This window comes from Actinoplanes philippinensis (assembly GCF_900113015.1).
Taxonomy (GTDB): Bacteria; Actinomycetota; Actinomycetes; order Mycobacteriales; family Micromonosporaceae; genus Actinoplanes; species Actinoplanes philippinensis.
In genome coordinates, this window is the sequence record NZ_FONV01000002.1 from 1 (window position 1) to 12,446 (window position 12,446).

Consider the following 12,446-nt stretch of genomic DNA (forward strand, 5'->3'; position numbering starts at 1 on the left):
CGTAAGACCGGGACTCGTCCCGGCGGCGCGCAGAGAAGCGGGAACCCACCCGGACGTTGCGTGTTCCACGCGCAGCGTGGAGGGAATCTCCGTCCTTGAGGGCGGAGAGGATGTCAATTGAGTGTCGCCGCCAGCTTCTGCAGCGCCTCCTTCGCGCCGTCGGTGATCGGCCGGCCGTGGCCGGGCAGGATGGCGCGCACGTCGAGGCCGGCCAGCTTCTTCACCGAGGCGGCCGCCTGCGCCGCGTCGGCGGTGTACTGCGGGGCCGAGCCCTCCAGCACGTTCTGGTTGCGCAGCGCGTCGCCGGCCACCAGCACGCCGGTGCCCGGCTCGAAGACCGACACGTGGCCCAGGGTGTGCCCGGGGGTGCCGATCATCTGCAACCCGAAGACCTCGTCGCCGTCCTTGACCGCCTGGATCGGTTTGCCGGCCGCGTCGATCGCGGCGACGTCGTCGGTCCCCGCGTACAGCGTCGCGGAGAGCTGGGGCACCATCTCGGCGAGCCCGCCCGCGTGGTCGGGATGCTGGTGGGTGAGGATGACGTGCTTGACCGAGGCCCAGCTCAGGCCGGCGGCCTTGAGCCCGGTCTCGACGGCGCCGGCCGAGCCCGCCGTGCCGGTGTCGACGACGGCCACCTCACCGCCGCGGACCAGCAGGTAGACGGCGACGAAGTCGAGGTCGACACGACGCCAGTCGAGTCGACCGCCGGTCGCGGCGGACGCGCTCGTCCCGGCCGGCTCCGGCGTCTGTTTCCGGGGCTCGGAGCACCCGGTGAGCGTGTTGAGGACGGTGATGCCGAACACACCCGAACCCGCGGTCAGCAGCAGTCTGCGGTTGAGCCGGTAGCCAGTCATCCCTCCTCCTTAGCGCATCCGGCCGGGTTTCGCTCCCCTGCGGGCGGGCACCGCGGATCTGTGCCCGCATCGCAACCCGTCCTCCGTCCGGACGCCGGCTGACCGCGGTCAGCCGGCGTCCGGGCCGCCGCAGACGAAGCGCGGCTCGGGGTCGTACTTCCAGGTGAACTTCTCCCGCTTGACGACCTTGCCGCCGGAGTGGAACAGCCGCCACGCGTCCTGGGTGAAGCCGATCAGGCCACCGGTGGAGATGCAGTCCGGACCGTCCGGTTTGGTGATCGTCGGCGGCGAGGTGATGTTGCGCCGGGCGCTCCACTCGGTGGTCACCTTGTCCCACACCTTGGTGCTCCACATCGACACGGTGATCGAGTCGCTGGTCCAGGCGGTGTCGATGAGCACGCCGTACGGACTGTCGTTCTTGAACTTGAAGTCCAGGTCGGGCCAGAAGATGGTGGACTCGATGACCGCCGGGTACCTGTCGAAGTAGTAGGAGTGCGGCTTGTGCTCGACGTCCTCGAGCCCGGCGTAGTAGCTCGCGTTGAACAGCGTCGTGGTGAACTGCGAGACTCCCCCGCCGACACCGGGCTGCAGGTGCCCGCCGACGATCACCGGCGCGTCCTTGTAGCCCTGCCGGTAGCCGCGCTCGCCGGTGTGCTTGTTCAGCGAGAACGTCTTCCCGGGCAGCACCAGCGCGCCACGCACCTGCTTGGCGGCGGTCACGATGTTCTGGCTGCGCGACGACGACAGGCCGCCGGTGAACTTCGTGGTGAAGGTCGAGACCTTCTCCTTCACCCCGAGCTTCTCCAGGTCGGCGGCCGAGGTGGCGGGCGCGGCGGCGGTCAGGGACGCCGCGACGGTACGGCCGTCCGCGCCGGTCGCCGCGGTCAGCAGCTGTGGCGCGAGCGCGGCCAGGTCGAGCCCCCGGCCCTCGGCGCCCGCGACGATCTTCGGCCGGCCGCCGGTGAACGTGAACGTCGCGTCCCGCGCCGCCACCTCGATCGTCGCGAGCGCGGGCGCGACGGCGGCCCGTAGCTTCCCCGGGTCGAAGCGGGGCTCGATCAGCCCGGCTCTGTCGGCGGTCAGCACCAGGCTCTTCGCGATCGCGGCCGGTGGGATGGTGAGTGTGCCCCGCTCGGACGTGACGGTCAGCGGCGCGGCCACGGCCGGCCGGGCGATCGTCTCGACGATCCGGTCGACCTGCTCGGCGGTGGTGGCGGCGTGCAGCTCGACCAGCGGGACGTCGACCGGGGCGCCGGTGAGCCAGCCGGCCCGGACCGCCTCGGCGGAGTGCCGCGGGTCGAGGCCGCGCCCCGGCCGCGGGTGCACCGCCGTCGGGGTGAGCCCGGTGAACGTGACGGCGGGCGCCTTCATCGCGGTGCCGACCTTGCCGACGGCCTTGCGCAGGGCGGCGTCGAGCAGCTCGGCGTCGACGGCGATCACCGGGGCGACGGCCCGCTCGCGGAACAGCGACGGGCCGCCCCGGGCGGCGGCGTCGACGGTCGCGTCCACGTCGACGACCAGCCCGATGTCGGCCGGTTTCAGGGTGGCGCCCCGGCCCTCCACGCGCACCTGGACGGCGGCGGTGGCTCGTGGGTCGGCGGCCAGGTGGGCACGGAGCGCGGCGGCGGCCTCGGCACGGGCCAGCCCACCGAGGTCGAGGCCGAGCACTGTCACGCCGCGGGGCACGTCGCCGGCGAGCGCATAGCGGGCGGCGCCACCGGCCGCGGCGGCGAGCGCCACCGCGGTGAGACCGGCGATCAGCACACGGCGGCCGCGGCGCGGGGCGGCCGGTGGGGCAGGCGCTTCCGCGGGCGGCGGGCCGAGGTCGTCGTGGCCGGGTGTGGCCTGCTGCGGCAGCCGTACGGTGGGCTGGCGGTCACTGGCGGCGGTCACCGTGCCTCCTGGGGGCTCGGGGGCGGTGAGCCAGAAATCCTAATCGATCGCGGACAGGTGACCGCCAGGCAGTCAGGTCCGCTGGGCCAGGGAAAGGGCCGTTCGTACGGTGCTGACCAGCCTCTCCCGGTCGAACGGTTTGGCCAGGATGGTGGATCCCGGCTCCAGGTTGTTGCCGTTCTCGTCGAAGAGGGACTCGGCGTATCCGGAGACGAAGACGACGCACAGGCCGGGCCGGCGGCCGGAGGCGATCCGGGCCAGCTGACGGCCGTCCATGCCGGGCATCACCACGTCGGTGACGAGGGCCGCGATCTCGCCGCCGTGCCGTTCCAGCAGACGCAGCGCCTCGGCCGCGTCCGGAGCGGTCAGCACCCGGTAGCCGGCGCCGCCGAGCATCCGGGCGGTCACCTGCAGCACCGCGTCCTCGTCGTCGACGACCAGCAGGGTCTCCCCTCCGCCGGGCTCGTCCGGGGCGCTCTGCGGCGGGGGTGGCGGCACCGCGACGGCGCCCGCGACGGCGGGCAGCGTGATGGTCACCGACGCTCCCGCGCCCGGCTCGGAGCGCAGGTCGAGGCGCCCGCCGGCCTGGCTGACGATGCCGTGCACGGTGGAGAGGCCGAGCCCGACCGTCCCGGTGGCGGACTTGGTGCTGAAGAACGGCTCGCAGGCCCGGTCCAGGACGTCCGGGGGCATGCCGGGGCCGGTGTCGCGTACCTCGATGGTCACGTTCCCGCCGGCGGACGACGTGGTGACGGTGACCGTGCCGCCGTCCGGCATCGCCTCCCCGCAGTTGCGGACCAGGTTGTCCAGCGCGCGGGCCAGCTGCACCGGGTCGGCCTTGACCTCGGGCAGGTCCGCGCGCAGCACCAGGCGTACCGCGCAGGCCGGTCCGGCGGCCGCGCGCAGCGTCTCCTGCTGTTCCTCGAGCAGAGCGTTGACCTTGACCGCGACCGGCTTGTTGACCTCCCGCCGGCCGAAGGCGAGCATGTGCTGGGTCAGCGCCTTGGCCCGCTCGCCGCCCTTGACCACCTGGGCCAGGTCACCGAGCAGCGACTCGGCGGTCTCGGCCGGGATGCCGCCGTCCTCGCGGCCGTCGGTGATGGTCTCGATGGCCAGGTTGGTGTAGCCGAGGATCGCGCCGAGGATGTTGTTGAAGTCGTGCGCCGTCCCGCCGGCCATCCGGCGCAGGCTGTCCAGGCGCTCGGCGTCCCGGTGCCGGGCCTCGTCCTGGCGGCGCTGGCTCTCCGCGCGCAGCCGCTCCTCGGCCTGGGCGACGTCGGTGACGTCGTCGACCATCAGGACGCCGCCGGTCAGCCCCTCGTCCTCGTCCCGGGTCTGCCGCAGGTGGATGCGCAGGAAGCGGACGGCACCGTCGGGCCAGGTGATCCGCTGGGCGAAGCGCAGCTCGGTGTCGTCGCCGTCGCCGCGCAGCAGCCCGAGGAGGCCGTGCAGGTCGCGGTCGGCCAGCCCGAGCGCGTCCTGCCAGCCGGTGCCGACGATCCGGGTCAGCGGGACCTGGAGGATCTCGGCGAGCCGCGGGTTCACGTAGTCGGCGCTGCCCTGCCGGTCGATGATCCCGAGCCCGACCGGGGAGGCGACCGCCATCGTCACGAAGAGCCGCTCGGTGTCGTGCAGGGCCCGCACCTTCTCGATCAGCTTGGCGTTGACCGTCTGCAGGTGGGCCTGGGCGAAGTCGTCGTCGGGGGTGGCGCTGACGTCGACCGGGCCGCCGGCCAGCGCGACGTCGATCGCGTCGAGCAGGGCGTCCGGGTCCTGGGAGCGCAGCACCACCTGGCTGACCCCGCAGGCCTCGGCGATCGGCCGGGTCTCCGGCTCCAGGTAGTTGGCGGTGTAGAAGATCACCGGGGCCTGGGCGGCCTCGCGGTCCGGGTCGGCGCGGAGCCGGTGGACCAGCTCCAGGCCGTCGATGCCGGGCATCAGGACGTCGGAGACCACCACGTCCGGGTGGTGGGCGTGCGCCAGGCGGAGCGCGTCGGCCCCGTCGTGCGCCTCGATGACGTCGTGGCCACGGAAACCGAGCAGCATGCGCACGATCTCCCGGTTGGCGGCCACGTCGTCGACGACCATCACTGTCGCCACGGCGGCTCCCTTGCGCGAGTCGGTGGGTGCTATGTCCGTAATAAGGCTAAAGCAGAAGAAGGTCACATGTACGTTGATGCTGAATCGGATTCGGATCCTCGGAGGCCGCAGTGTTGCGTAGGGCCATCTCCCTGCTGGCCGGCGTGGCCGCGGGCGTCACCGCGGTGGTCCTGACCCGCCGGTCCCGCCGCGCGGTGGCCTGGGCCGAGGCGAACTGGCAGAGCGAGGCGCTGGAGAACGCCCGGCTCGCCGCGATCGTCGAGGCCTCCCAGGACGCGATCGTCAGCAAGAACGCGGACGGCACCATCAAGAGCTGGAACCCGGGCGCCGAGCGCCTCTACGGGTACTCCGCCGACGAGATGGTCGGCAGCGACGTCAGCCGGCTGCTGCCGCCCGACCGGCTCGGCGAGGAGCGCGAGCTGCTCGCCCGGGTCCGCCGCGGCCAGCCCCTCACCCGGTACGAGACACGCCGCCGCCGCAAGGACGGGACCATCATCGAGGTGTCGCTGAGCATGGCCCCGATGCGCGACGCCGAGCACGCCGTGATCGGCACCGCGACCGTCGCGCACGACATCACCGCCCGGGTGCTGGCCGACGAGCGCCGCCGGGCGGAACGCGAGCAGCTCGAGATGATCATGCAGGCGGCCAGCGACCCGTTCTTCACGATGTCCGGCGACGGCCTGATCATCGAGTGGAACCGGCAGGCCGAGCACGTCTTCGGGTGGCCGCGCGCCGAGGTCCTGGGCCGGGACGTGACCGGCACGATCCTGCCCGAACGGTACCGGGGGGCGCTGGGCCGGCTGCTCACCGGCCGCTGGGACTGGCTGCTGGACCGGCCCACCGAGATGACCGCGGTGCACCGCGACGGGCACGAGATCCCGGTCGAGCTGACCATGTGGCGCATCCGGCACAACGGCGGCGAGCACTTCCACGGCTTCGTCCGCGACATCACCACCCGGCGGCAGACCGAGCAGGCCCTCGGCCAGGCCCGCGACCAGGCGCTCGAGACGGCCCGGCTGAAATCGCAGTTCCTCGCGTCGATGAGCCACGAGATCCGGACCCCGATGAACGGCGTCATCGGCCTCACCGGGCTGCTGCTCGGCACCCGCCTCGACGAGCGCCAGCGCCGCTACGCCGAGGGGATCAGCGCGGCCGGCTCCGCACTGCTCTCGGTGATCAACGACATCCTCGACTTCTCCAAGCTGGAGGCCGGCAAAGTGCTGCTGGAGGAGGCGAACTTCCGGATCTGCGCCCTGCTCGACGAGGTGGTGTCGCTGGTCGACCCGCCGGACACCCACGACGGCCTGACCGTCACCGGGAGCTGCGACGAGCGGCTGCCCGCCGAGGTCTGCGGCGATCCGGCCAAACTGCGCCAGGTGCTGCTCAACCTGGCGGGCAACGCGGTGAAGTTCACCCCGCACGGGACGATCACCATCACCGCGCAGCCCGACCCCGAGCGCGCCGCCGGCCCGGAGACGGTGCCGATCCGGTTCGAGGTGCACGACACCGGCATCGGCATCGACGCGCACCGGCAGGAGGAGCTGTTCGAGGCGTTCACCCAGGCCGACGCGGGCACCACCCGGCGGTTCGGCGGCACCGGGCTGGGCCTGGCGATCAGCCGGGACCTGGTCGAGCTGATGGGCGGGCGGATCGGGATGGCCAGCGAGCCGGGGCGGGGCAGCACGTTCTGGTTCACGGTCACGCTGCGGACCGCGCAGAAGCACCTCGACCTCTTCGAACGGCACGCCCTCGACGGGCTGCGGGTGCTCGTCGTGGACCGGGACGAGACCGACCGTACGGTCCTGGCCGAACAGCTGGCCACCTGGTCGATGGACGCGATCGGGGTGGCCGACACCGTCGAGGCGATCGCCGTGATGCGGGACTCGGCCGCCGCCGGACGTCCGATCGACCTGCTCATCGTGGACGCGCACACCACACCCGAGGACACCGTGGCGCTCACCCCGCCGGACTGCCCGCCACCCCGCACGATCCTGCTCGCCGACGACGACCGGCTCCCGCCCGGCGAGCCGGCCCCGGCGTGGGTGTCGGCCGCCTTCGCCAAGCCGCTGCGGCAGTCACAGCTCTACGACGCGCTGGTCCGGGTGCTCGGCGACCGTGCCCAGGACACGGCGATCGGCACGGCCGCGGACGCCACGCCGGCGCGCGGGCACGTGCTCGTCGCCGAGGACAACGAGATCAACCGTACGGTCGCGCTCGGCATCCTGGCCAACCTCGGCTACACCGCCGACGTCGCGGTCAACGGGCGGGAGGCCGTCGAGCTGGCCGGACGGCACGACTACCGGGCGATCGTGATGGACTGCCTGATGCCGGAGATGGACGGGTACGAGGCGACCGCCGAGATCCGCCGCCGCGAGCCGCCCGGCCGGCACGTGCCGATCATCGCGCTGACCGCGAGCGCCCTGGCCGAGGACCGGGCCCGCTGCCTGGCCGCCGGCATGGACGAGCACCTGGCCAAGCCGCTCATCCCGGCCGACGTGGCGCGGGTGCTGGAGCACTGGATCGGCGCCGAGCCGGCCCGGACCGACCTGCCGGCGATGATCACCGAGATCGAGCGGCGGCTGGACCAGCTGCGCGGCCCGGACCCCGCGGCCACCGCCGGAGCGCTGGCCGGCCTGCTCGCGTCGCTGTCGGCGAAGATCCCGGAACACCTGGACCGGATGCAGCAGGCCCTCGCCTTCGACGACGCGAACCTGCTGCGCATCGAGTCGCACCAGCTCATGGGGGTGCTGGCCAACCTGGGGGCGGGCCCGGCCACGACCGCGTGCGGCCGGATCGAGACCGCCGCCCGATCCGGCGACCTGGACGCCGCGGTCGAGACCTTCACCGACGCCCGCCCGCTGATCATGATGGCCCGGGACGCCGCCGACCAGATCCGCCGCAAGCCGATCAGCGTGGGGTGACACCCGTCGTCGCGCGCTCCCGGCGGTCGGCGTAGAGACTGGTGGCGGTCACGGCGGCCAGGGTGACGGCGATGACGACCAGCGACGCGTCGGTCGGGATGTCCGGCACACCGGCCCACAGGCCGTGCGCCCAGTGCAGCACCAGCTTCACCCCGATGAAGGCCAGGATGATCGCCAGACCGTAGTTCAGGTGCCGCAGCCGGTCCAGGACGTTGTGCAGCACGAAATACAGCGCCCGCAGCCCGAGCAGCGCGAACGCGTTCGTCGCGAACACCAGGTACGGGTCCTCGGTCACCCCGTAGACGGCCGGCACCGAGTCGACGGCGAACACCAGGTCGGTCATGAACACGGCGACCACGACCAGGGCCAGCGGGGTCAGCGCGCGACGGCCGTCCGCCCGTACCGTCAGCTTCCCGCCCCGATAGTCACTCGTCACCGGCATGAGCCGCTTCAACAGCCGTACGCTGCGCATCTGCTCGATCTCGACCTGGTATTCGTCGTGGCGCACCGCCTCCCGGAACACCTTGGCCGCGGTCAGCAGCAGCACCCCGCCGAACAGCAGGAACGCCCACGCGCCGCTCTGCAGCACGACCGCGCCGGCGGCGATGAAGATCGCGCGCAGCACCAGGGCGCCGGCGATGCCGTAGAGCAGCACCCGCTGGGCCAGTTGCGGGGGCACCGCGAAGGCGGCGAGCAGCAGCATGAAGACGAACAGGTTGTCGACCGACAGGGACTTCTCGACCACGTAGCCGGTGTAGAACTCCACGGCCGGGCGGTGGCCGTACACCTGCCAGATCAAGGCCCCGAACGCGCCGGGAAGCGCGAGATAGAACAGCGACCAGCCGACCGCCTCGCGCATCGCCACCGCGTGCGGGCGGCGGGTGAGCACGAAGTCGACGGCGAGCAGGCCCAGCAGCACCGCGATGGAGATCGCCCAGAGCTGCGGAGACGCGATGGATGGCAGATCGAGCACGAGGCCCCCTCGGACACGGTGGATCGTCCGAGGTCTCCCTCACCCGCCGGAGCGAGCGAACGCACGAGGGCACATCGGGTGCCCGTGGTGACCGCCACGTTCTGCCGGAGGTACTCCCCTCGCGGCCAGCTTAGGCAGCACACCGCGCGAGGGCCAGGCCAACAGCGGTTTCTGCGGCAATCCGGTTGACGCAGGCAGGTGGCGGGTGGACCGTTGAGATTCGGCTGACACCGCAGCCGACCAGCGGTTTCTCATGGGGGTACCGCATGTTTCTCGACATCCTTGTAGGCACGCTGCTGATCGTCTGCCTGGTGATCAGCGCCGCCGCGCTGACGCCGCCGATGCACCGGCGCCGTCGGCAGCGGCACGGCTGACCGAACACGGAGCAGCCGCCGCGGGGCGGCTGCTCCGTCCGTCAGATCAGGTCCTTCAAGGTGGCGGCGAACCGCGCCGGAGCGCGCAGATGCGGAAAGCCCGGCCGCTTCCCGGCTCGCGACTGCTTCCGGCCGGAGAACCAGCAGCGGTACGACCGGAGCAGACTCCCGTCCCAGCGCGCCACCGCGAACTGCCGGTAGTGCTTCGGCACCCCCGCCAGATCGGCCGTCGCCCGGTGCCGTTCCGGGCAGTCCGGCGGCTCCGCGGCCGGCTCGTCGAAGGTCAGCACCGCCCGGGTCGCGTAGGAGTCGGCGAACGCCTCGGCCAGCAACGCCCCCTCGCCCTGCCCCACCAGGACCGGCGCCCGGTGCAGATCCAGGCCGTTGACCAGCACCGCCAGATCCCGGGCCAGGCCGGCGACGTCGTTCTCGCTGCGCGCCGCCGAGTGGCCGTGCCCCGGCAGATCGACGGCGATCACGCTGCATGCGTCCCCGAGCTCGGCGGCGACCGGCCACCAGATCGTCCGGTCGTAGAAGAGGCCGTGCAACAGGACCACCGGCCGGCCGTACCGGCCCCAGCGGTCGTAGACGAGCAGATTCCTCGGAGTTCCGTGGGCATGGGTGGTGCGGCGCGGGGGCTGAGGATGCACGGCGATGGTCTTCCTGATTCGGGGGGACACCAAACATGCGCCGGTCTCCCCCGGTCCACCAAACATTGCCGGGAATTGATCCACTACGGGCCACGGTCCGTATGGTGGGGGCCGTGGCTGCTGCTCTGACCAACGCGCGTGCCCTCTCCCCGTGGCGGGCGATCCTCGGATTCGGGCTGGTCAGTCTGGCTGCCGACATGGTCTACGAGGGCGCCCGGTCGATCACCGGCCCCCTGCTCGCCGGGCTGGGCGCCTCCGCGCTCGTGGTCGGCGTCGTCACCGGCGCCGGCGAGGCCGCCGCGCTGCTGCTCCGGCTCGTGTCCGGGCCGCTCGCCGACCGCACCGCCCGCTACTGGGCGCTCACCATCACCGGGTACGGGCTGACCGCGGTGTGCGTACCGCTGCTGGCTCTCGCCCCGGCCCTCGGCGGCGCCGGGCTCGCCGTCGCCGCCCTGCTGATCGTCGCCGAGCGGATCGGCAAGGCGATCCGCTCACCGGCGAAGTCGGCGCTGCTCGCCGAGGCCGCCGGATCGGTCGGCCGGGGCCGCGGGTTCGCCGTTCACAAAGCCCTCGACCAGGTCGGCGCGTTCGCCGGGCCGCTGCTGGTCGCCGCCGGAGTCGCCGTCTCGGCCGGGGTGATCTGGCCGGCGCTGGCCGCGCTCGCCGTGCCGGGCGCCGCCGCCATGCTGCTGCTGGTCTGGATCAGCCGCCGTTTCCCGGCCCCGGCCCGGAAGGAGACACCCGGCACGGTGGCGGCCGGCCGGTTGCCACGCCGCTTCCACTGGTTCGCGATGTCCGCCGCCGCGGCCACCGGCGGCCTGGTCACCTTCGGTCTCCTCTCGTACCACGCCAGCCGGACCGGGCAGATCCCGGTCGCCCTGGTGCCGGTTCTCTACGCCGGGGCGATGGCCGCCGGCGCGGTCTCCGCCCTGGCCAGCGGGCACCTCTACGACCGGTGGGGCGCCCGGGTGCTGTATGCGCTGCCCGCCCTGGCCGCAGCCACACCCGCGCTCGCCCTCTCCGGCAGCGCCCCGGCCATCGTCACCGGCACGCTGCTCTGGGGCGCCGCCGTCGGCGTGCAGGACTCCACGGTGAAGGCGCTCGTCGCCGACCTGGTGCCGGCGCCCCGGCGGGCCACCGCCTACGGGGTCTTCGCCGCCGTGCAGGGTGTCGCCGCGCTCGCCGGCGGGCTGCTGGCCGGGGCGCTCTACGAGCATTCGCTGACCCTGCTGGCCGTCGTTCTCGCCGCCGCACAGCTCGTCTCGGTCGTCCTGCTCGCGGTGACGCTGAGAATGCGCTGATCGTTCGGCCGTCCGTCACAGGGCGGTCTCCTGCCGGATCGTGGCCCCGGTTCCCCTGTTCCCATGCGCATCGCGCTCGTCACGGAATCGTTCCTGCCCGATGTCAACGGCGTCGCCAACTCGGTCGCGCGGATGGCCGAACACCTGGCCCGCACCGGTCACGAGCCGCTGGTCGTGGCGCCCCTGCCGCCACCCGGATCGCGGGCGCCGCTGACCGGCCTGCCCTATCCGGTGGCCCGGGTCGCGTCCCTGCCGATGCCCGGCTATCCCCAGTTGCGGCTCGGCCTGCCCGCCCCGGCGCTGCACGCCGCCCTCCGCCGGCACGCCCCCGACGTGGTGCACCTGGCCAGCCCCTTCGTGCTCGGGGCGTGGGCGCAGGTCAGCGCGCGGACGCTGGGCGTGCCGTCGGTCGCCGTCTACCAGACCGACGTGGCCTCGTACGCCCGCGTCTACAAGGTACGGCTCACCGAGCGGATGGCGTGGCGGTGGATCCGCACCGTGCACAACGCCGCCGGGCGTACCCTCGCGCCGTCGTCCGAATCGGTCAGCGCCCTCGAGTCGCACGGCGTGCGGCGGGTGCACCTGTGGCGGCGCGGCGTCGACCTCGCCCGCTTCCACCCCGGCCGGCGCAGCGCCGGGATCCGCCGGGCCCTCGCCCCCGACGGCGAGGTGCTGGCCGGATTCGTCGGCCGGCTCGCCGCGGAGAAGGAGATCGGGCTGCTCGCCGGCGTCTCCCGGCTCCCCGGCGTACGGCTCGTCGTGGTCGGGGACGGCCCGCACGCCCCGATGCTGCGGCGGGCGCTGCCGGACGCGATCTTCCTCGGCGCCCGGCACGGCGCCCAGCTCGCCCGGATCTACGCGTCCCTCGACGTGTTCGCCCACACCGGGCCGTACGAGACGTTCGGCCAGGCCGTGCAGGAGGCGATGGCCAGCGGGCTGCCGGTCGTCGCGCCGGCCGCCGGTGGCCCGCTCGACCTGGTCGACGACGGGCGGACCGGGTTCCTGGTCCCGCCGCACCGTGCCGACGGGTTCACCGCGGCGGTCGCCCGGCTCGCCGCCGCGCCCGGCCTGCGGCACGCGATGGGGACGGCCGGGCGGGCGGCGGTGCACGGACGGAGCTGGGCGGCGATCGGTGACGAGCTGATCGGCCACTACCGGCAGGCGCTCGCCGGGCCGGTCCGGGCCGGCATCCCGGCCGGGGCGCCCGCCTGACGTTCCCGGTTTGCGGGCCGGCTCGCTCTCACCGTCGCCCCCGGAGCCTCGAGGCAGCGAGCCGGCCGGACAGAGACGGTGAGTGGGCAGGACTGCCCGGCGGGCGCGCTGAGGAGCGTGCCCCGGGACCGCGTCGCGGTGTGGTTCCGGGACTGTCCGGTTTCGGCG

8 protein-coding genes are annotated in these 12,446 nt (G+C 73.3%); 3 read left to right on the forward strand and 5 right to left on the reverse strand.

All coding sequences use genetic code 11. The features are described from left to right. Positions 1-113: 113 nt before the first annotated feature. The 3 genes from BM290_RS03545 to BM290_RS03555 all read right to left on the reverse strand — a co-directional run bounded on the left by BM290_RS03545 (position 114) and on the right by BM290_RS03555 (position 4,847). Positions 114-854: an MBL fold metallo-hydrolase gene (locus BM290_RS03545; protein ID WP_093609963.1), complete on the reverse strand. Its 741-nt coding sequence runs from the start codon at positions 852-854 to the stop codon at positions 114-116. Between the two features lie 108 nt (positions 855-962). After that, positions 963-2,747, reverse strand: a complete 1,785-nt coding sequence (locus tag BM290_RS03550) for a VanW family protein (RefSeq protein ID WP_093609965.1) — start codon at positions 2,745-2,747, stop codon at positions 963-965. A 72-nt stretch (positions 2,748-2,819) separates the two neighbouring features. Further along, a complete protein-coding gene (locus BM290_RS03555; RefSeq protein WP_239143360.1) occupies positions 2,820-4,847 on the reverse strand; it encodes a hybrid sensor histidine kinase/response regulator in 2,028 nt (675 codons plus the stop codon). 110 nt (positions 4,848-4,957) lie between these two features. On the opposite strand from BM290_RS03555, the gene BM290_RS03560 reads away from it, so the two are divergent. Beyond that, positions 4,958-7,768 (forward strand): PAS domain S-box protein, encoded by a 2,811-nt coding sequence (locus BM290_RS03560; RefSeq protein ID WP_093609969.1) that lies wholly within the window; start codon positions 4,958-4,960, stop codon positions 7,766-7,768. Here BM290_RS03560 and BM290_RS03565 read toward each other — a convergent pair. Both BM290_RS03565 and BM290_RS03570 read right to left on the reverse strand, forming a co-directional pair. Then, a complete protein-coding gene (locus tag BM290_RS03565) occupies positions 7,755-8,741 on the reverse strand; it encodes a TerC/Alx family metal homeostasis membrane protein (protein WP_239143361.1) in 987 nt (328 codons plus the stop codon). The two genes, BM290_RS03560 and BM290_RS03565, sit on opposite strands and share 14 nt — an antisense overlap. A 415-nt stretch (positions 8,742-9,156) precedes the next feature. After that, positions 9,157-9,765, reverse strand: a complete 609-nt coding sequence (locus tag BM290_RS03570; RefSeq protein WP_177319568.1) for an alpha/beta fold hydrolase — start codon at positions 9,763-9,765, stop codon at positions 9,157-9,159. Between the two features lie 197 nt (positions 9,766-9,962). Between BM290_RS03570 and BM290_RS03575 the strand changes: the two genes are divergently transcribed. Continuing rightward, a complete protein-coding gene (locus BM290_RS03575; RefSeq protein WP_239143369.1) occupies positions 9,963-11,066 on the forward strand; it encodes an MFS transporter in 1,104 nt (367 codons plus the stop codon). 63 nt (positions 11,067-11,129) lie between these two features. After that, positions 11,130-12,278 carry a glycosyltransferase family 4 protein gene (locus BM290_RS03580; RefSeq protein ID WP_093609977.1) on the forward strand — a complete coding sequence of 383 codons (1,149 nt, stop codon included), beginning with the start codon at positions 11,130-11,132 and terminating at the stop codon, positions 12,276-12,278. Positions 12,279-12,446 lie beyond the last annotated feature (168 nt).

Bases quoted from the DNA above. Each gene is read 5' to 3' on its own strand.
- BM290_RS03580 (WP_093609977.1), top strand. From the start codon at position 11,130: ATGCGCATCGCGCTCGTCACGGAATCGTTCCTGCCCGATGTCAACGGC.
- BM290_RS03575 (WP_239143369.1), top strand. From the start codon at position 9,963: ATGGTCTACGAGGGCGCCCGGTCGATCACCGGCCCCCTGCTCGCCGGG.
- BM290_RS03545 (WP_093609963.1), bottom strand. From the start codon at position 854: ATGACTGGCTACCGGCTCAACCGCAGACTGCTGCTGACCGCGGGTTCG.